Genomic DNA, 19,179 nt, shown 5'->3' on the forward strand with positions numbered 1-19,179 from the left:
ACTGGACTGGCTACGGCAGGGAGGACGGTGTCGCCACTACCAGTCGAGGCGTTCGACGCTGTACCCGCCACACTCCGGACAGACGTGGTGCTGGATGGGAAAGTCCGTCTTACACGAACGACAGACGTAGGATTCCGTCTCTTCTCCTGTCAGGCCGAGTCGCACACGGAGGCCTCGCCTGACGCGGTCGAGCGGGGACATATACGATTCGAGACGAACAGCCCCGATATAATTTTTGGGGCTAGACGGCCTGTACCAACCACTTTCACTTTCACCGCGCTTGGCTCGGTGTTTTGTACCCGTGCCACGAACTGGCACCCATGGACGACGAAGTACAGGACGCGCTGGACGCTGCCCGACTCGCCGTCGCCAGTGACGACTACGACGCGCTGGAGCGGGCAGGTCTCGAGTTGCTCGGGCTGGCCCGCCGGCGACGACGAGAGATACGCCGCGCCGACTAGCGACAGCAGTATCCATTCCAGCGGTGCCGGTCTCTCACAGCGGCCGTCCAGTGGAGGACGGATCGGTCAGGTGAGGCCACCGCGCGTTCCGAGCGTCACCGTCCGTTCGACGAACTCGCCGTCCCGGAGGAGCCTCGCCGTCACGGTATCACCGGGGCGTTTCTCGAGAGCGAGATAGGTCGCGTACGCCTGTTGTGTCGGAATCGGCGTCCCGTCGAGTGCGACCAGTACGTCGCCACCGACGGGAACCCGAACCCCGCCGACGCTGGTCGTTCCCGTCGCCGGCCGGAGGAGGTCCGACGATGGGCCACCCTCGGCGACGGTGACTATCATGACGCCAGAAACACCATCGAGGTCGTTCACCCTGGCGACGGTCGGCGTGACGTTCGTCATCCCGATTCCCATCGCGGCGTGGCCGTACTCGCCGCGCTCGATGAGTGTCGGGACGACCCGTCGTATCATCGCCGCCGAGATGGCGAACGCGAGGTTCTCGCCGCCGCCAGCGTTGACACATCCGACGACGACCCCGTCGAGTCGAAGCAACGGCCCGCCGGAGTTACCGGGGTTCACCGCCACGTCGGTCTGGATCGTGTCCGCGATCTGGACGCCGTTGATGTTGGGGAGCAACCGGTTCACGCCCGAGACGATACCTTCCGACATCGACCCTTCGAGGCCGTACGGGTTCCCGATGGCGACGACGCGCCTGCCGACGCGCGGGTCGCTCTCCATCACCTGGAGGGGGGTGGCCGAGTCCGGTTTGCTCGTGACCTCCAGCACCGCGAGGTCGCTGAACCGGTCGGTTCCGACGACCGTTGCCTCCTCCCACGTGCCGTCGTGGAACTGGACCTCGACCGCTTCTGCGTCTTCGACGACGTGGTGGTTCGTGACGATGTGGCTTCCGTCGTACACCCAGCCCGACCCCTGGCTCTGCCCCGACGGGAGGAACGCCTGGACGAGGACGACGGATTGGATTGCCTCCTCGTACACGTCGACGTAGCTGGCTCCCTCGACTGCCCCTGTCGTCGAGGGTGCGTCCTCGGTCCGGGTCTCCGTCTCGTCGACTCCCTGTTCGCCGACACGTGAGCCGGGGCAGCCGGCGAGGACGACGCTGGCAGCGGTTCCTGCACCCGCCAGGAACCGTCGGCGACTGACCTGTTTCATGTCCTCAACTTCGACGCCGAGCCCGTTAAGTCACGCCCCAACGGGTCCGCCAGCGGAGCGAATGTAGCCACCTTCGGCCCTTTTTTACCGGGATAGAAGGTATCTCTAAACATGGCACGGAGTGAAGGGTCTGGCACGGACCCCGCGGCGGACAGACGGAGCTCCTTCGACTACCGGAGCGACGAGGTAGCCGAGACACCGTTACAGGAAGCACTCGACGGCCGCATCGATGGGGAGGTGCGGTTCGACACGTACTCCAGACAGCTGTACGCGACCGACGCGAGTATCTACGAGAAGACGCCCATCGGCGTGGTGTTCCCGAAGTCGACCGACGACGTGGCTGCCGTCGTGTCACACTGCGCCGAGGAGGGCGTCCCGGTCCTGCCACGGGGCGGTGGGACCTCCCTCGCCGGCCAGACGGTGAACGAGGCGGTCGTCCTCGACTTCTCGCGCTACATGGACGGCGTGGTGTCGGTCGACCCCGACGGGCGGACCGCACGCGCTCAGCCCGGCGTGAAGTTGGGTCGGCTGAACAGCGAACTCGCCGAGCACGACCTGAAGTTCGCGCCGGACCCGGCGTGGGGCGACAAGTCGGTGCTCGGGGGTGCCATCGGCAACAACTCGACCGGCGCGCACTCGCTGAAGTACGGCAAGACCGACGCCTACGTCGAATCGTGCGAGGTCGTCCTCGCTGACGGGACCGTGGCGACGTTCGAGGACGTGCCCGTCGAGAACCTCGACGAGTACGCAGATTCCGACGGTACCCTCGAAGAACGAATCTACGCCGAAGTCCAGCGCGTGCTGGACGAGGAGGCCGACGAGATTCGTGAGAAGTTCCCCAAACTGAAGCGCAACGTCTCGGGGTACAACCTGAACTACCTGCTCGACCAGGTCGAAGAAGAAGGCGTGGTCAACCTCTCGAAACTGCTGGCCGGGAGCGAAGGCACGCTGGCGGTCGTCACCGAGGCCGAGGTCTCGCTCGAACCCGTCCCCGAGACGACGGCACTGACCATGCTGTGTTACGACGACCTCGTCGCCGCGATGGACGACCTGCCGGCCATCCTCGAACACGACGCGGCCGCGGTCGAACTCGTCGACGACGTGTTGCTCGACCTCGCCCGCGAGCGTCCCGAGTTCGAGCAGGTCGCCGACCAGTTGCCCGCGGGGACCGAAGCGACCCTGCTCGTGGAGTTCTACGCCGCCGACGAGGACCACGGCCGTGAGCAGGTCGCGACCCTCCTCGCCGACCGCCTGCCGGACTACGAACCCGAGGGCGAGCCGACGACGGGGAGCGAGAGCGACGAGGCGACCGACGGCGGCGCGGCCGTCAGCGTCGACCAGCCCGCCCGGGCGTTCGACGCGCTGGAGGCCTACGACCCAGAGCAGATGGCGAAGATATGGAAGCTCCGCAAGTCCGGTCTCCCGATACTGCTCTCTCGTACCGGTGACGAGAAGCACATCGCGTTCATCGAGGACACCGCCATCCCGCCGGAGAACCTCGGTGCCTACGTCTCTGACTTCCAGGACATCCTCGACGAGCACGACACGTTCGCCAGCTTCTACGCCCACGCCGGGCCGGGCGTGCTCCACATCCGCCCGCTCGTGAACACGAAGACGGTCGAGGGCGTCCAGACGATGTACGACATCGCCGACGAGGTGACCGACCTCGTCGTCAAGTACGACGGGTCGGTCTCGGGCGAACACGGCGACGGCCGCGCCCGCACCGAGTGGAACAAGAAACTCTACGGCGACCACCTCTGGAACGTCTTCCGGGACCTCAAGAGTGCGTTCGACCCGGACTGGCTGTTGAACCCGGGGCAGGTCTGTGGCGACGTGGACATGACCGAAGACCTGCGTTCGGGTCCCGACTACGAGTTCGACCTCGGCTTCGACCCCGAACTCAACTGGGACAACGAGAACGGGATGCAGGGCATGGTCGAACTGTGTCACGGCTGTGGTGGCTGCCGGGGCGACCAGGACACCACCGGTGGCGTGATGTGCCCGACCTACCGCGCCTCGGGCGAAGAGATTACGGCCACCCGCGGCCGGGCGAACATGCTCCGGCAGGCGATGAGCGGCGACTTGAGCCAGGAAGAGCAGTTCTCCGAGGAGTTCAAACACGAGGTGCTGGACCTCTGTATCGGCTGCAAGGGCTGTAAGAACGACTGTCCGAGCGGGGTCGACCTCGCCAAGCTCAAAGTCGAGGTCGAACACGAACGCCAGCAGCGCGAGGGCGTCCCGCTCCGGAATCGCATCTTCGCGAACATCCACGAGCTGTCGAAACTCGGGAGCATGACCGCCCCCATCGCGAACTGGATGGCAGACTTCGGCCCGGCCCGCAAGCTCGGCGAGAAACTGGTCGGCATCTCCGCCGACCGCACCCTGCCGACGTTCCATCGCGAGACGTTCCGCGACTGGTTCGAGAAGCGCGGCGGCTCTACGGTGCCGAAGTCCAGTGCGACCCGGACGGTCCTGCTGTTCCCGGACACCCACACCAACTTCAACGACCCCGAATCGGGGAAGGCCGCGGTCCGGGTACTCGAAGCCGCCGGTGTCCACGTCGACGTGCCGGACCTCGGCGACACCGGCCGCCCGGCGCACTCGAAGGGCGTCCTCGACAGGGCACAGGAGGCCGCCCGCGAGAACGTCGCCTCGCTCGCCCCGAAAGTCCGCGACGGCTGGGACGTGGTGCTGGTCGAACCCTCGAACGCCGTGATGTTCCAGACCGACTACCTCGACCTGCTCTCGGGCGACTCCGTCGAACAGGTCGCCGAGAACACGTACGGCGTCTGTGAGTACATCGATTCGTTCGGCCTCGACGAGAACGTCGACTTCGTGGCCCCCGACGAGTCCCTGGCCTACCACGGCCACTGTCACCAGAAGGCCACGCAGAAGGACCACCACGCGGTCGGCGTCCTCCGCCGGGCAGGGTACGCGGTCGACCCACTGGACTCCACCTGCTGTGGGATGGCCGGCAGTTTCGGCTACGAGGCCGAACACCGCGGGATGACGGAAGCCATCGCGAACATCCTCTACGACCAGATCGACGCCAGCGAGGCCGACCGGGTCGTCGCCCCCGGCGCGTCCTGCCGGACCCAGCTCGAAGACCGCGACACGCTTGGCGACGCGGCCGAGAGCGAGGAGCCACCGACGCCCATCCAGCTGGTCGAGCGAGCACTGGCCTGAGCTACCGAACCGAGAGGACCGGAGACAGCGGGCAGAGCGGACCGACCTACCGGTCCACGAGGAACCGCCGCAGGCTCTCTTTCGGGCTGAACCCGACACCCTCGACGACCTCGACGCGGAACCCCTTCTCCGCACCGAGGTCGGTGAGCACGTCTCGAAGCGCCGCGACCTCGACCGGCGCGTGGATGCGGTAGCCGTAGGGCGGCCCCTCGCCGGTGTCGATGGCGAGTTTGGGCCGGCCGAAGCGGCCACCATCGTAGAGCCGCACGACCTCGACCGCATCGTACGGGAGCGAGACCCGCCGCTCTGACTCGTCGAGGACCGCCACCGGTCCCTTCTGGGCACACAGCTGTGCCATCTCCGCGGCGCGCTTGCGGTGGCCACCCGTGACCAGCCCGAACATGGGCGTCACGGTCGCGTACTCCCCGATTTCGAGATTCTCGTCGGTGAACAGCACGTCCGCGATTCGAAGGGGTGTCGTCCCGGTCATGCAGTGGTGGACGTGCACGTGGACGGTCGTCATCGGGGCTCACCCGCGACCGACCGGCGAAGGACGAGGGCACCACCGACGACGAACAGCGCGCCTGCGACCTGATTCCCCGAGAGGACAGCGTAGCCGCCCGCCCCCATCCCGGCGAGGCCAGCCAGGAAGAGCAGCCGGGAAGCAGTCGTCCGCAGGCCGGTCGCACCCTCGGCGACGTAGGACTCGGCGGCGTAGGTCAGGACCATCGTCGCGAGCGCGATAGCGACGAGGACCGAGCGAAGCGGGTCGGCGAAGTTCCGGGCGAGGACGACGGTGACGAGACCGGCGAGGTACAGTCCCAGTCGAGCCCGGGTGAACGTCCGGGCGACCCGGGCCAGTCGACCCGATGCTGTCGCTGCCATCGTCACGAGAACAGTCCGTCCGCCTCCTCGGCCTCGGAGACGGTCTCCTCTGCTCGCCACTTCGCCTTTGCCGACGCAGACATCACGTACACCTGGGTGATGGCGAGCACGACGAACAGCGCCAGCCCGCCGGGGGCGCTGCCGGTGACGCCGATAGTCACCCGGAAGGCGTCGAGTCCGAGCAACTGCTCGAAGGTGTTGCCCACGAGCAACACCGAGAAGTACCCGAAGAAGGCGGTCGCCCACCACATCGCGACGATGCGGGGCCACCCCGGCTGGGTGTGTTCGGGCAACCGTCGCGTGTTGATGAGCAGCGTGAGCGCGGTGTAAGGCCACATCATCGCACCGGACATCGCGGCCGCCGTCAGCAGGAGTCCGAAGGGCTGTTCGATGGGTATCGGGAGCGTGAGGATGAGGATACCCCAGCCAGCGAACGCGGTGAGCAGGTACCAGAAGATGCGCGGGAGGCTCCACCCCCGTTCCCGACCGACCGCCTCGTAGATGACGTCCGCACTGTTCCGGACCACCGACTCGACGATAGCGTACTCGGTCGTAAACAGTGCGAGAAAGAGCACACCGTACAGGAGCGCCCCGGCGAGCGGCGAGAGGTCCGGTGCGACGCCGGTCAACCACATCTCGACACCGCCCGCGTCGGTCGCCGTGACGTAGGTCGCCGCGATGGCCATCATGGCCGTCGCCGTCACCAGTACGCCGAGGACGAACGTCACGAGGTGTTCGAGCTGGGCGAGTCGCCACCAGCCGCGCCACCGACGCATGTTCTCGACGCTCGGGGCGAACGAGAAGCCGTCGCGGTGGATGACCTCCGGTTCGTCACCGACGATGGGGTTCAACACGCGGCCCTGGTAGCGCCCCATGCCGTAGCCCTTCTCTCGAATCCAGAGCGACTGGGAGAGGTTGAGATATCCTCCCGCGCCCGCGTACGCGAGCCCGCCGAGGAACACCGCGACGTCCTCGTCGCCGGGGAGCGTCCCGATGCTCAGCGCCCCCACCGGGATGTTGGCCAGTTCGCCCGGGTCGCCGACCAGGACGAACAGCGCGAGCGCACACAGTGCCGAGGAGGCGACCAGCACTGCGGTGACGCGTTCGACCACGTTGTACATCAGCGGTGTGAGCTGGTAGGAACCCCAGATGAGCATCATCAACAGGATGCCGTAGGCCTTCCAGCCGAGGAACTCGTGGCCGAACAGGGTGAACGTCGACTCGATGCCGAGGCCGGTCGCGCCGACCTTCGCGGCCGTGGCGGCCCACCCCGGCCAGCCGAAGCTGACGAACCCCAGCACCAGAAAGAGGACGGGCCAGCCCCGGTGGACGCGCTCGAACGCCCGGAAGATGCTCTCACCGGTCGCGAGCGTCCAGCGCTGTATCTCGGTGTTGATGACGAAGTGGGTGAGGACGCCGACCCAGAACGCCCAGTAGACGCTCCAGCCGTTCTGGGCGACGAGCAGCGGCCAGAAGATGGTCTCCCCGCTCCCGAGTGACGCGCCGAGCATGATGGCACTCGGACCGAGGACGTGCGTGAGTTTGGGGACGCGTGGCAAGTCGACCACGCGATAGGCGTCGCCCTCGCCGCGCTCGGGGTGTTCCTCGTCCTCGGGGGCGATTTCGAGGTTGTCGTAGGCGGTCGGCGCGTAGGCGGAGGCCCGGTACTCACGGCCCTCCTCGGGAGACGCGTAGACGTCCAACTCGTCGGGCTCTCCGGCCTCCTCGACAACCGACTGTTGGTCACCGTCTATCGCCATGTCCGATGTGTACCCCACCGATGCCGTGTCCCACTACTGAGCGAGTCACCTGATACCACGCGTCGTGTCTATCCAGTAGACTGCATGCCGACGGTTTATATCTATCCGTCGGTTGCCGTGAACCCGGCGACGCGACCGGGATGTGGCCGTCATCCACCAAGGAAGTGCCAGATGTGCCCGCGTTCTTCCGGCGGGTCGACCCCCGGAAGCTGTTTGAGCGCGGGCTGGATGGCGTTCCACCAGCCGTCCGCGGTCTGGAACTCCGCCGGGTGCTCGGGGAAGACGTCCTGCAGGAAGTCGCCCTTCTTCGCGCTCGGGTTCTCGATGAGGTAGTCGTATGCGGCCAACACGGCGTCGCGGCGGGCCCGCGCGGTGCTCCCCGTCCCGGGGATGTCGACCTCGGAGACGGCGCGCTGGACCGAGGCGGGGTACTCCGCGAGCCGTTCGTCGACCGCGGCCGGTCGTCGGTCGTCCGCGCCCGCACGCGTGATAGATTCTCTAGAATCTGTCCGCTCGGTCGCTTCGGGGGTCTCGACCACCAGCGGTCGCCACCACACACGACCACGAGCGCCGACCTTGCGCGTCTCGAGGTCGCCGCGTTCGACGAGGTCGTTGAGCTTGTTGTGGACGGTTCGACGCGAACAGTCGAGCTCTTCGAGGACGTCGCTCGCCGTGAGTGGACGTGCCCGGTCGTCCTGCTGTTCGAACACGGCGAGTGCGGCATCGAGCGGGATGCGGTCGGAGAACTGGCCGTCGTCGTTACGGTCGCGGTCCCGCGCGCCACGCTCGGTCGCCATGTGATACCGTGTGTCACCACCCCGTATAAGCCTTTACACACGAGTGAATTTCCAGTGCAGTCGTGTGAATCCGTCGATACACACGAATGAAGTGGTTTCGTGACACCTGTCCACACGTGACAATCGGTCGTTTTCTGCGACAATCGACTCGGTAACAACTGCCAGAATCGCCCGACTCGACCGCTTCAGTCGTGTGAACAACCTGTACAGTCGACTGTATCACCTCACCAGCCCGGTCGCTCCGCGTGCGATGAACTAGAGCAATGGTCACAGAACATATAAAACCAAGAGAAAACGAACCCAATTCTGGTATTACAGACCCCAAGAGTGCTGAAATTCTGCCCTTCTACCCCTCCTAAAACAATAAAAGGAATGACTACTTGGGAAATCTATTTATACCTCTATTCGTATGCTTGTTCCATGCCAGGACACGGCAACAACAGTGGTAGCACGGTGCACAGACGGCGGTACCTGCAGGCACTCGGTACCGGGGCGGTCGCGGCGTTCGCCGGCTGCGCAGACACCAGCGACTCCGGCACCAGCGGGGGCGGCGGTAATGGCGGTGGTGGCGGCGGTGGCGGCGACAGCACCGACGGTGGCACGCAGGGTGGGACCAAGTCCGGCGGCGAGAACATGGCGTTCAAGGTGGGTGTGATCACCTCGCAGTCCGGCTCGTACTCGTTCCTCGGGAAGGGCGAGGTCCAGGGTGCGAAGCTCGCGAAGGCGGACCTCGAAGACGAGTTCGGCGTCGACATCGAGCTCGTCACCGCGGACACCGAGACCGACCCGGGGACCGGCCTCGAACGCATGAAGCGCCTGGTCAACGAGGACCAGGTCGACTTCACGCTCGGCGGGGTCTCCTCGTCGGTCGCTATCAAGATGGGGAACTGGGCCTCCGACAACGGCGTCGCCTACATGGCAGCCGGGTCGCACTCCGACGCGACCACGGGCGGGAAGTGCGCCGCGAACATGTTCCGGCCGACGTGTTCGAACTCGATGCTGGCGAACGCGCTCGGGACCCAGATGGCGGACTACGCCGACTCGTGGTTCGTCATGTTCGCCGACTACACGTGGGGCCAGACCGGCGCGAAGGCCATCAAGAGCGCCCTGAAGGCCAACGGCGCGGAGATAAAGGGTGAGGTCGGCACGCCGTTCCCCTCGCAGGACTACACGCAGTACCTGAACGAGGCGGCGAACTCCGGCGCAGACGGCCTCGCGGTCGTCATCGCCGGCACCGACCAGCGCATCGTCACGAAGCAGTTCCTCAACAAGGGTCTGGACTCCGAGATGAAGATGGCCGGGCCGCTGTTCGAGGAATCCGTCTTCTGGGGCATCGGCAAAGAAGCCGCCGCGGCGGCAGGCCTCTGGGCGACGCCCTGGGCCGCGTCCTCGCCGGCGACCGACCTCGGTGAGAGCGTCAAGCAGCGCGTCGCCAGCGAGTTCGGTGCGTCGCCGTTCTCCCGGCACTTCATGGGTTACACGTCGATGGACCAGCTCACGCGGGCGGCCATCCGCGCCGGCTCGAAGGACGCCGCGGACATCCGGAGCGAACTCGAGGGCCACGAACTCGAACACAAGCTCAAGGAGGGCAAGATGTACTTCCGGGCCGACGACCACCAGCTCATCCAGCCGGTGTCGACGGTCAAGGCGATGGAGAAGTCGAACATGCAGGACGACCCCTACAAGAGCTGGTTCGAGCACACCAGCAAGGTGCCCGGCGACGAGGTCGCACGCAAGGCCAGCGAGACGGGTTGCAGCCTGTAACGTCGCCGTATCGCCGCCAATCACACTCTCTTCACAGGATACGTAGGAATGACCGAAACACCACAATCAGGTGCCGTCGAACGTCTCAGGGAAGAGGCAGCCGCCTCACCCCGGCTCGCCGCGACCGCGGCCGTGCTGGTGGTCCTCCTCGCCATCGCGTTCGTGACCAACCCCGGCCTGTTCGTCGACCAGGCCATCAGCGGCCTCGTCTACGGGATGATACTCGTCCTCATCGCGCTGGGACTGTCGCTCATCCTCGGGCTGATGAACGTCGTGAACTTCGCTCACGGGGCGCTGTTCATGCTCGGGGCCTACCTCGCCTACCAGCTCGTCGCCGTGATGAACCTCCCGTTCTTCGCGGCGCTCGTCGTCGCCCCGCTGCTGGTCGGCGTCGTCGGCGCGGCCATCGAACTGCTCGCGCTTCGCCGGCTGTACGGGCAAGAGCCCATCGTCGGCCTGCTGGCGACGTTCGGCCTGACGCTCATGCTCCAGGAGTGGATTCGCTACCAGTGGGGGTCGACCCCGCTGTCGTTCGACATCCCGGCGTCGCTCTCGACGACGACGAACCTCGGCGTCACGAGCGTCAGCACGTTCCGGCTGTTCACGGTCGCCATCTCGACGGTCGCCATCGTGTTCGTCTACTACCTCGTGACGAACACCGACTTCGGACTGACCGTCCGGGCGGGCGTGCAAGACGCCGAGATGACCGAGATACTGGGGGCGAACCTGCCCATCAGGTTCACCGCGACGTTCGTCCTCGGGGCGAGCATCGCCGGTCTCGGGGGCGTGTTGCGAGGGGCGGAGGTCGGCCTCCAGCCCGATATGGGCATCTCGTTCATCATCATGACGTTCATCGTCGTGGTCGTCGGCGGCGTCGGCTCCATCTTCGGGAGCGTCGTCGCCGGGTTGCTCATCGGCTGGGCCATCCTGCTCACCAAGCCCGTCCTCAAGGGCCTGAGTGAAGTGACCCAGCCCGTCGTCCAGCCGATGGTCGACGCGGCCGGGCTCGGGATGACCCTCGGCCCGGAGTGGCTCGTCATCCCGAGCGTCGGTGGCCTCGTCCCCTTCGTCGTGATGATAGTCGTGTTGCTCGCCAGACCGCGCGGCCTGTTCGGCACGGAGGGGTTCCTCGAATGAGCGACGACACCGCAGACGTCGCCCGCGACGGCGACGGCTACGGCACCGGCATGGGCGACCTCACCGGGAAGGGACTCCTCTGGGAGTTCCGCATCCCGCTCGCCCTCGTCGTGCTCGTGTTCGTCCTCCGGCCGGTCGTCGCCCACGAGTGGGTGCTCGGCTACGAGAACATCGCGACGACCATCCTCATCTGGATGATATTCGTCGCCGGGTTCAACCTGCTGCTCGGGTTCACCGGTGTGCTGTCGTTCGGGCACGCGATGTTCCTCGGCATCGGGATGTACTCGGCCGCAATCGGCCTCTCGAAGTTCGGCGTCCCGTGGTTCCTCGGAACTGCCATCGGCATCGTCGTCACGGGCGCGGTCGCCTTCGGCATCGGGAAGGTAATCGCCGAGAAGGGCGAGATATACTTCGCGATGCTCACCATCGCGTTCGGGGAGGCGTTCTACTACGTCGTCAACCAGAACCCCGGCGGGCTCACGGAGGGCTCGGACGGCATCTCCAGTGACACGCTCCCGGCGTGGATTCTCGCGGACCGTGGCGACAAGTTCGTCTCGTTCGTCGGCATCCCCGACTTCGACTGGTACTGGCTCGTCGCGTTGTTCTTCGTCGTGGCGACCGTCGGCCTCTGGCAACTGCTTCGCTCGCCGTTCGGCCGGACGCTCCGGGCGGTCCGGGAGAACGAGGACCTCGCACGCGCGATGGGAATCGACACGACCCGGTACAAGGTGTACGCGTTCACCATCTCGGCGCTGTTCGCCTCGCTGGCGGGGTCGCTACTCGAGATAAACGACCAGGGCGCGGTGCTGGAGACGTTCCACTGGACGACCTCCGGCGACGCCGTCCTGATGTCGGTGCTCGGCGGCATGAACTACTTCGCCGGCCCGTTCGCGGGTGTCTTCGTCTGGCTGTCCAGCGAGGACTACCTGACCGACTTCGAGCTACTCCACCTCCCCCTGTCGGAGTTCGCGCTCGTCAGCCTGAACGTCGAACCGTACATGGAGCACTGGAAGTTCCTGCTCGGCCTGCTGTTCGTGCTCATCATCCTCTCCTCGCCCCGCGAGGGACTGTGGGGTGGCCTGAAGGGCGCGGGCAGCCGGGTCTCGAGCCGTCTCACCGGAGGTGACACCGAATGAGTTCCGAACCACGAGCGACGACCGAATCGACCGTCGACCAGTCCGACACCATCGCCCTGCGAACCGAGAACCTGACGAAGGCGTTCGGGGAGCTGTACGCCAACGAGGACGTCTCGCTGGCCATCCCCGAGGGCGAACTACGCGCCATCATCGGCCCCAACGGGGCCGGGAAGACGACCTTCTTCAACCAGGTCATGGGCGTGCTCGAACCGACGAGCGGGTCGGTGACGCTCTACGGCGAGGACATCACGGGCCTGCCGGAGCATCGCCGCGCCCACGTCGGCATCGCCCGGTCGTTCCAGTCGAACCAGCTGTTCACGGACGCGACCGTCCTGGAGAACGTTCGCATCGTCGTCCAGACGGCCGAGGCAGGCGAGTTCAGCCTCGACCTGCTCGGCCGCGGACAGTCGGTCGGCCGCGAGGAGGCCATCACCATCCTGCGTCGACTCGGCCTCGACCACGTCGCGGACACCACGGCGAAGAACCTGAGCCACGGCGACCAGCGCCTGCTCGGCATCGCCATGGCGCTCGCGACCGACCCCGAGGTGTTGCTGCTGGACGAACCCACCTCGGGGATGAGTCCGAGTGCGACCACCGAGACGGCCGCACTCATCGAGGACATCCACGACGAGTTCGACCTCACGATGCTGCTCATCGAACACGACATGGACGTCGTCCTCTCCATCAGTGACAAAGTGACCGTCCTGAACCGTGGGGAAGAACTCGCAACCGGCACCCCTGCCGAGATTCAGGAGAACCAGGCCGTCCAGGACGCCTACCTCGGTGGCGTCCGGGAGGAACTATGAGCGCGGATAGCCCCGGCCAGTCGGCCGACGCCACCGGGCGTCGCCCCGGCGAGGACCCGCTCCTGGCCATCGACTCGCTGGAAGCCGGCTACGAGACCGGGCAGGTGCTGTTCGGTGTCGACATGGAGGTGTACGAGGGCGAGCGCGTCTCGTTGCTCGGCCGAAACGGGGCCGGCAAGACCACGACGATGCGCTCGGTCATCGGGACCGAGGTGCCCGACGTCCGCTCGGGCTCCATCCGGTTCGCCGGCGAGGAACTCGTCGGAAAGGCCCCCTACGAGGTCGCCGCGAGCGGCGTGAGCCTCGTCCCGGAGGACCGTCGGTGCTTCCCGGCACTCAGCGTCGAGGAGAACGTCCAGATGGCGATCAACCACGCGCCGAATCCACGGGGCCGTGACGAGATACTCTCGTCGTTCCCCGAACTCGAAGACATGCGGACCAAGCACGCCCGGAACATGAGCGGCGGTGAGCAACAGATGCTCGCCATCGCCCGGGCGCTCGCCTCGAACCCACAGTTGATGCTGCTCGACGAACCGTCGGAGGGGCTCGCCCCCTACATCGTCCGTCGCATCGAGGACATCATCGAGAACATCAACGAAGAAGAAGGGATCACGGTCCTGTTCGTCGAACAGAACGTCGGGATGGCGATGGCGGTCGCGGACCGCCACTACATCCTGGACGAGGGCCACATCGTCGAGGAGGTGACGACGGACGAACTGCGTGAGGACGAAGACCTTCGGCAGCGCTATCTCGGCGTCTGACCGGGACCCGGTCACTCAGTCATCCCACTGCGTCCACACCGTTTCGTGCTCGGCCTCGGACCCCCGTCGTTTCTGATTATTGATTTGTCATGTTTTCAGTGACATTTTTACTGTTTGACGTGGTAGTCGTTGACGGACGCACGTCACACGCTCCATGGTAACGGAACGCGTGCGTCCATCCCCGTCTCGACCAGCCCCGGCACCCCGTCGCGTTCTCCCGCCACCCGAAACCGTGAGTTTCACGCACTCCCAGCCGTACGTCCGTGTATGGGAGAACAATCGACGGCCACCGGCACCCGGGAAGAGACGGTGCTGGCCGGACTGACAATCGCGTTCGGTGTCATCGTCCCCGGCATCCTGAAGTACCTGCTGACTGCGGCCGGGTACCCGTTCGTCGGGACGCTCGCGTGGGCGTGCGGGTTCGGCTGTGTCGCACTGGCCTTCTGGTTCCGGTGGATTCGGCCACTCGATATCACCGGTCCGGAGTAGCCGCGTTTCGTTAGCATTAAGGCCGCTTCATCGGGAGTATCGAACAAGGATGACCGCGCTCCCACTGCAGATAATCGACAACTTCTTGCTCAACTATCACGTCGGGCATGCGCTCCTCGCAGCGTTAGTTCTCTCGGTCCTCGGGGCGCTGCCGCTGAAATCGATGCGGATAGTTGGCATCAACCTCGTCCTGTTCGGTGCGATCTTCGTCTTGACCCCGGCGAGTCTCGCACCCATCGAGTACACGTACCTCGGCCTCGGCCTCCTCATCGTCGGGCCGATGGTACTCGTCAGTGCGCGACAGTAAGACACCACCCGTGTTCAGACGAGGATCACCGACCCCGTTCCAGGGGCAGTGAGAATCGGCACCGTTCTCAAACCAGTTCGTCGTACTGCGCGCCCGTCTGTTTCAACGTCGCCGTCGAGTAGAGCCGTTCGTGGTCGAACGGCAGGTACTCCGCGGCGAGTTCGTCCACCTTCTCGTCGACCGCTTCTGCCTCACGCCCGTGAATCATCGTGAACAGGTTGTACGGCCAGTCCTGTTCGGGGCGGCGCGGCCGGTGGTAACACAGCGTGACGTAGGGGAGTTCCCCGACAGCCAGTCCTCGCTCGTCGAGGTCGTCGTCGGGCACGTCCCAGACGACCATGCAGTTGTTCGAGAACCCGGTGACGACGTGGTTGACGATACAGCCGATGCGCTTGATGCAGCCGTTCGCCTGCAGGCGCTCGATGGCCGCGAGCACGTCGTCGACTTCGGCATCGAGGTCGGCCGCGAGGTCGCGGTAGGGCGTCTGCGAGAGCGGGAAGCCGTCCTGGATGGCGAGCAGGAGGTCGCCCTCGAAGGGGGTGAGGTCGCCCGTCGCGTTCTCGGAGATGCGGGTCGCCGAGACGTCGGTCGACTCCAGACTCTCGCGGGCGAACCTGTCTGAGTTCACGACCGGGAACTCGAGGTCGATGTAGTAGTCGGTGAGCATCGGGAGGTTCAGGACCGGACAGCCGGTCGCTTCCTCGATTTCGGACAGGATGCGGTCGCGGGTCTCCCGGGAGCCGGCGGTCACGACGAACCACATGTTCCACTCGTGCTCGCGACGGTAGTTGTGGTTCACCTGTCGGTAGCCGTTGATGACCTCGGCGACCTCGTCGAATCGGCCCTCGGGTGCTTTCACGGCGGCCAGGGTCGAGGAACCGATGACTGGCGGGTTCAACACGGGCCCGAACCGGCGGAAGACGCCGTCCTCGCGGAGACGCACCACGCGCTCGAACGCCTCGGTCGCGGTGACGCCGAGGTCGTCGCCCACGACCTCGAAGGGGTCCTCCGTCACCGGGAAGCCCGATTGGTACTCGTCGATGAGGCGAGCGTCCACGTCGTCGAGTGTGGCTCGCCAGTCGCCCGACTGCGTGTTCATCGCCGGTGCTAGGGAGTTCGGGAGGGTAGGTGTTTCGAACGCGGGCGACCCGCCGACCCGCTCTCACTGTGCCACACGGTCGTGCAAACAATCAAATATGTCGGGGAGGAAGAAACGGTGATGACCGACGACGAGACGACACGACGCCGGTTCCTGCGACTCGGGACCCTGACTGGCGTCTCCCTCGTGACGGCTGGCTGTCTCTCCGAATCCACGACTGAAACGCCGTCCTCGCCGAGTGCGGCGACAGAGGGTCCGACCGGAGCGACGACCGGAAATTCGGCCGGGACCACCACGTTCAATCAGACCTATCCCACCGACGTCGGCACCGGTGACGACCCGGTCGACGTCCTCGTCGGGAACGGGACCGACGACACCCGCCGGATCGAACTGCGCGTGTCGAACGAGTCCGAAGGCGACGTGGTCTTCGAAGGGACGTTCACCCTCCGCGCCGGGAAACAGCGCTACCTGGACCTGTTCGAGCATCGCGCGACAGGCGTGTATCTCGTCGAAGCGAGTACCGATTCGGGAGCAAGCGGGAGTTACACCTGGAATCTGTCGGACCGTCCCGCGGGCGGACGGCTGACCGTCGCAATCGACGGCGCGAGTGTGGATTTCTCCTGGCGAATCGCGTAGCCATGGGCCAGCAACCACGACGTTCGGCTTGACCACTCGTGCGTACCGGCTATCCGACCGTGACTCGCACTGTCTAGCATGGTCGAAACCCAGACCTTCGCCGAATTCGTCCCCACCGTCGAGTACGAGGACCTCCCCGACGACGTGGTCGACGAGTTGAAAAAGCGCGTGCTCGACTCGGTCGGCATCGCCGTCGCCGCTCTCGACGCCGAGACGACGGACGCCGTCTTCAGCACCGTCACCGAATACGGCGAGGACGGACCCTGTCGCCTGTGGGGCCACCAGGCGCGGGCCGCACCGGACGAAGCGACGATGCACAACACGGCCCTCGTCCGGTACCTCGACTTCATGGACTCGTTCCTCGCACCGGGCGAGACACCACACCCGAGCGACAACATCGCCGCGGCCATCGCCTGCTGCGAGGACGCGGAAGGGACAGGGAAGGACCTGCTCGAAGCCATCGGCGTCGCCTACGAGGTGCAGGGCGAACTGGCGTGGAACGCGCCGGTCCGAGACCGCGGCTGGGACCACGTCACCCACACCGTCGTCTCCGCGGCCTGCGCCGCCGGCAGAGCCTACGACCTCGACACCGACCAGCTGGCGAACGCCATCGGCATCGCCGGGACGGCCCACAATGCCCTCCGGGTGACCCGAACCGGCGGCATCAACGAGTGGAAGGGTGTCGCGAGCGCGAACGCGGCACGGAACGGGGTGTACTCGGTCCGGCTCGCGAGACACGGGATGGACGGGCCGACGAACCTGTTCGAGGGCCAGAAGGGCTGGCAACAGGTCGTCTCGGGCGAGTTCGAGGTCGACCTCGACCCGTCCTGTGCCAGAGTCTTCGACACGATGACCAAGCGGTACGTCGCCGAGACGTACGCCCAGTCCGCCGTCGAGGGCATCATCCAGCTCGCCGAGTCCGAGGACATCGACCCTGCCGAGGTGGAGGGCATCCACCTGGAGACCTTCGCGGGCGCGAAACTCATCATCGGCGGCGGCGAGGGGAGTCGCTACGAGGTCGAGACGAAGGCACAGGCCGACCACTCACTGCCGTACATGCTGGCCGCGGCACTGGCCGACCGCGAACTCGGCATCGACTCGTACGAACCCGAGCGCATCCGGCGCGAGGACGTACAGGAACTGCTCCGGGCCGTCGAGGTGAGCGAGGACGAAGAACTGACGCGACGCTTCGAGCGCGGCGAGATGCCCGCCTTGCTCCACGTCACGCTGAAAGACGGGACCACCTACGAGATAGAGAAGTCGGGGTTCCAGGGCCACCCGACCGACCCGATGGACTGGGAGCACGTCGAGGCGAAGTTCCACGGGCTGACGAAGGGGCGGTACGACGAGGCCCACCGGCAGGAAATCGTGGAGACGGTCCTGCAACTCGAACGACACGACGTGAGCGACCTGGTCGAACTGCTGCAGTAACGAGTGAATACGGCGGTTACCGGTCGTCGCGGCCACCGCCGTGCTCGTCGGTGTCCTCCATCACGTCGATTCGCACGACGTCTTCCTCTTGGTCTCGTCGCCCGTCGCCGCCGCCCAGAAGCTTCGAGCGCAGGTCGTCGGCGACCGACTGGACCTGGTCGCGGAGCGTCCCGACCTCCTGTTCGAACGCGTCGACCGAGCGCTCGACGTAGTGGACGCGCTGGATCGGGATGCGCCGAACGAGGTCTCTCCCATCCGATTCGCCGGTCTTGAGCATCCAGTGGTCCTGAAAGTACGCGACGTGTTCGTTCGCGACCGTCTTCTCGACAGTCTCGCCGTCGGGGTCGTCGTAGACGATGACCGCCTCACCGAGTTCTCTGTCGACCATGCGCGGACAGAGGAGCGCCACACGGGTAGGACCTGTGGTCGCGGTGGGTGCGACCGGAACTGGCCGCCACAGTGACTTGTGTCACCAAGGCACGCCCCTAACCGGCCCGCGACCCAAGTCCCGGTATGGCTCGCGCCTTCGACTTCCTGCACGTCAACGACCGACCGGCAAAGCCACGCGACCGCGGCATCACCGAGATTCGCGGCCCGTACTACGACCCGATGGGCCCCCGCGAGTTGCGGGACATCCTGGAGACGATGGGCGAGTACGTGGACATCTACAAGTTCTCGGGCGGTTCGTTCGCCCTGATGCCCGAGGAAGCGGTACGAGAACTCATCGACACCTGCCACGAGTTCGACGTCGAGGTGTCGACAGGTGGGTTCGTCGAGAACGTCCTCGTGCGGGACAACGACATGGTCGACCGCTACATCGAGGAGGCGGGCGAACTCGGCTTCGACATCGTCGAGATATCGTCTGGCTTCCTCGCCATCGACACCGACGACCTCGTCGCGCTCACCGAGACGGTCGCCGACTACGGCCTGAAACCGAAACCAGAGATAAACGTCCAGTTCGGGGCCGGCGGGGCGTCGAGCGTCGAAGAACTGGAATCCGAGGGAGCCATCGACCCCGAGAGCGCCATCCGTGAGGGCCAGCGCCACCTCGACGCCGGAGCCTACAAGATAATGGTCGAATCCGAGGGCATCACCGAGCGGGTGCGAGAATGGCGCACCGACGTGGCCTTCAAAATCGCCAACGAGCTCGGTATCGAGAACTGCGTGTTCGAGGCGGCCGACCCGCCGGTGTTCGAGTGGTACATCAAGAACTTCGGCCCGAACGTGAACCTGTTCGTGGACAACTCCCAGATCGTCGAGTTAGAGTGCATGCGCTCTGGGCTGTGGGGCAAGAAGACCTCGTGGGGGCGGACCGCGAGTTACCGGAGAGAATAGCGAGATTCCGACGGGATATCGAGAACCG

The 19,179-nt window shown here is 65.7% G+C and carries 20 protein-coding genes; 12 read left to right on the plus strand and 8 right to left on the minus strand.

All coding sequences use genetic code 11. From position 1 onward, the window contains the following. Nucleotides 1-36 precede the first annotated feature (36 nt). Complete coding sequence (locus ACSC1R_RS02200) at nt 37-201, minus strand: hypothetical protein (protein ID WP_439027438.1); 165 nt, start codon at nt 199-201, stop codon at nt 37-39. Nucleotides 202-320: 119 nt separating this feature from the next. On the opposite strand from ACSC1R_RS02200, the gene ACSC1R_RS02205 reads away from it, so the two are divergent. Further along, on the plus strand, nt 321-461 hold the full coding sequence (locus ACSC1R_RS02205; protein ID WP_439027439.1) for a hypothetical protein: 141 nt from the start codon (nt 321-323) through the stop codon (nt 459-461). 66 nt (nt 462-527) lie between these two features. Here the strand turns inward: ACSC1R_RS02205 and ACSC1R_RS02210 are convergent, their stop codons facing one another. Continuing rightward, nucleotides 528-1,622: a S1C family serine protease gene (locus ACSC1R_RS02210; RefSeq protein WP_439027440.1), complete on the minus strand. Its 1,095-nt coding sequence runs from the start codon at nt 1,620-1,622 to the stop codon at nt 528-530. A 111-nt stretch (nt 1,623-1,733) separates the two neighbouring features. Here ACSC1R_RS02210 and ACSC1R_RS02215 point away from each other — a divergent pair, with 111 nt between their 5' ends. After that, the gene (locus ACSC1R_RS02215; protein WP_439027441.1) at nt 1,734-4,808 is read left to right on the plus strand and encodes an FAD-binding and (Fe-S)-binding domain-containing protein; all 3,075 of its coding nucleotides are present in this window, start codon (nt 1,734-1,736) and stop codon (nt 4,806-4,808) included. Between the two features lie 46 nt (nt 4,809-4,854). On the opposite strand, the gene ACSC1R_RS02220 is transcribed toward ACSC1R_RS02215, so the two are convergent. The 4 genes from ACSC1R_RS02220 to ACSC1R_RS02235 all read right to left on the minus strand — a co-directional run bounded on the left by ACSC1R_RS02220 (nt 4,855) and on the right by ACSC1R_RS02235 (nt 8,250). After that, nucleotides 4,855-5,331, minus strand: a complete 477-nt coding sequence (locus tag ACSC1R_RS02220; RefSeq protein ID WP_439027442.1) for a hypothetical protein — start codon at nt 5,329-5,331, stop codon at nt 4,855-4,857. Next, nucleotides 5,328-5,693, minus strand: coding sequence for a hypothetical protein (locus ACSC1R_RS02225; RefSeq protein ID WP_439027443.1), 366 nt, complete (start codon nt 5,691-5,693; stop codon nt 5,328-5,330). Before ACSC1R_RS02225 ends, ACSC1R_RS02220 begins: the two co-directional genes overlap by 4 nt. Nucleotides 5,694-5,695: 2 nt before the next feature. After that, nucleotides 5,696-7,453 carry an Nramp family divalent metal transporter gene (locus ACSC1R_RS02230; protein ID WP_439027444.1) on the minus strand — a complete coding sequence of 586 codons (1,758 nt, stop codon included), beginning with the start codon at nt 7,451-7,453 and terminating at the stop codon, nt 5,696-5,698. 149 nt (nt 7,454-7,602) lie between these two features. Next, nucleotides 7,603-8,250, minus strand: a complete 648-nt coding sequence (locus ACSC1R_RS02235; protein WP_439027445.1) for an ArsR family transcriptional regulator — start codon at nt 8,248-8,250, stop codon at nt 7,603-7,605. 420 nt (nt 8,251-8,670) lie between these two features. Here ACSC1R_RS02235 and ACSC1R_RS02240 point away from each other — a divergent pair, with 420 nt between their 5' ends. From ACSC1R_RS02240 to ACSC1R_RS02270, 7 genes are all read left to right on the plus strand, one after another. Beyond that, nucleotides 8,671-10,014: an ABC transporter substrate-binding protein gene (locus ACSC1R_RS02240; protein ID WP_439027446.1), complete on the plus strand. Its 1,344-nt coding sequence runs from the start codon at nt 8,671-8,673 to the stop codon at nt 10,012-10,014. Nucleotides 10,015-10,062: 48 nt separating this feature from the next. Then, entirely contained in the window at nt 10,063-11,151 is a 1,089-nt protein-coding gene (locus ACSC1R_RS02245; protein WP_439027447.1) for a branched-chain amino acid ABC transporter permease, read from the plus strand. Beyond that, nucleotides 11,148-12,287, plus strand: a complete 1,140-nt coding sequence (locus tag ACSC1R_RS02250) for a branched-chain amino acid ABC transporter permease (RefSeq protein WP_439027448.1) — start codon at nt 11,148-11,150, stop codon at nt 12,285-12,287. Before ACSC1R_RS02245 ends, ACSC1R_RS02250 begins: the two co-directional genes overlap by 4 nt. Beyond that, nucleotides 12,284-13,093 carry an ABC transporter ATP-binding protein gene (locus ACSC1R_RS02255; RefSeq protein WP_439027449.1) on the plus strand — a complete coding sequence of 270 codons (810 nt, stop codon included), beginning with the start codon at nt 12,284-12,286 and terminating at the stop codon, nt 13,091-13,093. The genes ACSC1R_RS02250 and ACSC1R_RS02255 overlap by 4 nt, the downstream gene beginning before the upstream one ends. Further along, complete coding sequence (locus ACSC1R_RS02260) at nt 13,090-13,854, plus strand: ABC transporter ATP-binding protein (RefSeq protein WP_439027450.1); 765 nt, start codon at nt 13,090-13,092, stop codon at nt 13,852-13,854. The genes ACSC1R_RS02255 and ACSC1R_RS02260 overlap by 4 nt, the downstream gene beginning before the upstream one ends. A gap of 267 nt (nt 13,855-14,121) precedes the next feature. Beyond that, nucleotides 14,122-14,343, plus strand: coding sequence for a hypothetical protein (locus ACSC1R_RS02265; RefSeq protein WP_439027451.1), 222 nt, complete (start codon nt 14,122-14,124; stop codon nt 14,341-14,343). 49 nt (nt 14,344-14,392) lie between these two features. Further along, on the plus strand, nt 14,393-14,650 hold the full coding sequence (locus ACSC1R_RS02270; protein WP_439027452.1) for a hypothetical protein: 258 nt from the start codon (nt 14,393-14,395) through the stop codon (nt 14,648-14,650). A gap of 67 nt (nt 14,651-14,717) precedes the next feature. Here ACSC1R_RS02270 and ahbB read toward each other — a convergent pair whose 3' ends face one another. After that, on the minus strand, nt 14,718-15,749 hold the full coding sequence (ahbB, locus tag ACSC1R_RS02275) for a siroheme decarboxylase subunit beta (protein ID WP_439027453.1): 1,032 nt from the start codon (nt 15,747-15,749) through the stop codon (nt 14,718-14,720). Nucleotides 15,750-15,869: 120 nt separating this feature from the next. Here ahbB and ACSC1R_RS02280 point away from each other — a divergent pair, with 120 nt between their 5' ends. Next, on the plus strand, nt 15,870-16,385 hold the full coding sequence (locus ACSC1R_RS02280) for a hypothetical protein (RefSeq protein ID WP_439027454.1): 516 nt from the start codon (nt 15,870-15,872) through the stop codon (nt 16,383-16,385). Nucleotides 16,386-16,463: 78 nt separating this feature from the next. Then, nucleotides 16,464-17,816, plus strand: a complete 1,353-nt coding sequence (locus ACSC1R_RS02285; RefSeq protein ID WP_439027455.1) for an MmgE/PrpD family protein — start codon at nt 16,464-16,466, stop codon at nt 17,814-17,816. Nucleotides 17,817-17,832: 16 nt separating this feature from the next. Here the strand turns inward: ACSC1R_RS02285 and ACSC1R_RS02290 are convergent, their stop codons facing one another. Next, entirely contained in the window at nt 17,833-18,204 is a 372-nt protein-coding gene (locus ACSC1R_RS02290; protein ID WP_439027456.1) for a hypothetical protein, read from the minus strand. 125 nt (nt 18,205-18,329) lie between these two features. Between ACSC1R_RS02290 and ACSC1R_RS02295 the strand changes: the two genes are divergently transcribed. Further along, the gene (locus ACSC1R_RS02295; protein ID WP_439027457.1) at nt 18,330-19,151 is read left to right on the plus strand and encodes a phosphosulfolactate synthase; all 822 of its coding nucleotides are present in this window, start codon (nt 18,330-18,332) and stop codon (nt 19,149-19,151) included. Nucleotides 19,152-19,179 lie beyond the last annotated feature (28 nt).

The sequence above is a fragment of the Haloarchaeobius ordinarius genome (genome assembly GCF_051801355.1).
In the GTDB taxonomy this organism is placed as follows: domain Archaea; phylum Halobacteriota; class Halobacteria; order Halobacteriales; family Natrialbaceae; genus Haloarchaeobius.

Bases quoted from the DNA above. Each gene is read 5' to 3' on its own strand.
- ACSC1R_RS02200 (WP_439027438.1), bottom strand. From the start codon at position 201: ATGTCCCCGCTCGACCGCGTCAGGCGAGGCCTCCGTGTGCGACTCGGC.
- ACSC1R_RS02205 (WP_439027439.1), top strand. From the start codon at position 321: ATGGACGACGAAGTACAGGACGCGCTGGACGCTGCCCGACTCGCCGTC.
- ACSC1R_RS02210 (WP_439027440.1), bottom strand. From the start codon at position 1,622: ATGAAACAGGTCAGTCGCCGACGGTTCCTGGCGGGTGCAGGAACCGCT.
- ACSC1R_RS02215 (WP_439027441.1), top strand. From the start codon at position 1,734: ATGGCACGGAGTGAAGGGTCTGGCACGGACCCCGCGGCGGACAGACGG.
- ACSC1R_RS02220 (WP_439027442.1), bottom strand. From the start codon at position 5,331: ATGACGACCGTCCACGTGCACGTCCACCACTGCATGACCGGGACGACA.
- ACSC1R_RS02225 (WP_439027443.1), bottom strand. From the start codon at position 5,693: ATGGCAGCGACAGCATCGGGTCGACTGGCCCGGGTCGCCCGGACGTTC.
- ACSC1R_RS02230 (WP_439027444.1), bottom strand. From the start codon at position 7,453: ATGGCGATAGACGGTGACCAACAGTCGGTTGTCGAGGAGGCCGGAGAG.
- ACSC1R_RS02235 (WP_439027445.1), bottom strand. From the start codon at position 8,250: ATGGCGACCGAGCGTGGCGCGCGGGACCGCGACCGTAACGACGACGGC.
- ACSC1R_RS02240 (WP_439027446.1), top strand. From the start codon at position 8,671: ATGCCAGGACACGGCAACAACAGTGGTAGCACGGTGCACAGACGGCGG.
- ACSC1R_RS02245 (WP_439027447.1), top strand. From the start codon at position 10,063: ATGACCGAAACACCACAATCAGGTGCCGTCGAACGTCTCAGGGAAGAG.
- ACSC1R_RS02250 (WP_439027448.1), top strand. From the start codon at position 11,148: ATGAGCGACGACACCGCAGACGTCGCCCGCGACGGCGACGGCTACGGC.
- ACSC1R_RS02255 (WP_439027449.1), top strand. From the start codon at position 12,284: ATGAGTTCCGAACCACGAGCGACGACCGAATCGACCGTCGACCAGTCC.
- ACSC1R_RS02260 (WP_439027450.1), top strand. From the start codon at position 13,090: ATGAGCGCGGATAGCCCCGGCCAGTCGGCCGACGCCACCGGGCGTCGC.
- ACSC1R_RS02265 (WP_439027451.1), top strand. From the start codon at position 14,122: ATGGGAGAACAATCGACGGCCACCGGCACCCGGGAAGAGACGGTGCTG.
- ACSC1R_RS02270 (WP_439027452.1), top strand. From the start codon at position 14,393: ATGACCGCGCTCCCACTGCAGATAATCGACAACTTCTTGCTCAACTAT.
- ahbB (WP_439027453.1), bottom strand. From the start codon at position 15,749: ATGAACACGCAGTCGGGCGACTGGCGAGCCACACTCGACGACGTGGAC.
- ACSC1R_RS02280 (WP_439027454.1), top strand. From the start codon at position 15,870: ATGACCGACGACGAGACGACACGACGCCGGTTCCTGCGACTCGGGACC.
- ACSC1R_RS02285 (WP_439027455.1), top strand. From the start codon at position 16,464: ATGGTCGAAACCCAGACCTTCGCCGAATTCGTCCCCACCGTCGAGTAC.
- ACSC1R_RS02290 (WP_439027456.1), bottom strand. From the start codon at position 18,204: ATGGTCGACAGAGAACTCGGTGAGGCGGTCATCGTCTACGACGACCCC.
- ACSC1R_RS02295 (WP_439027457.1), top strand. From the start codon at position 18,330: ATGGCTCGCGCCTTCGACTTCCTGCACGTCAACGACCGACCGGCAAAG.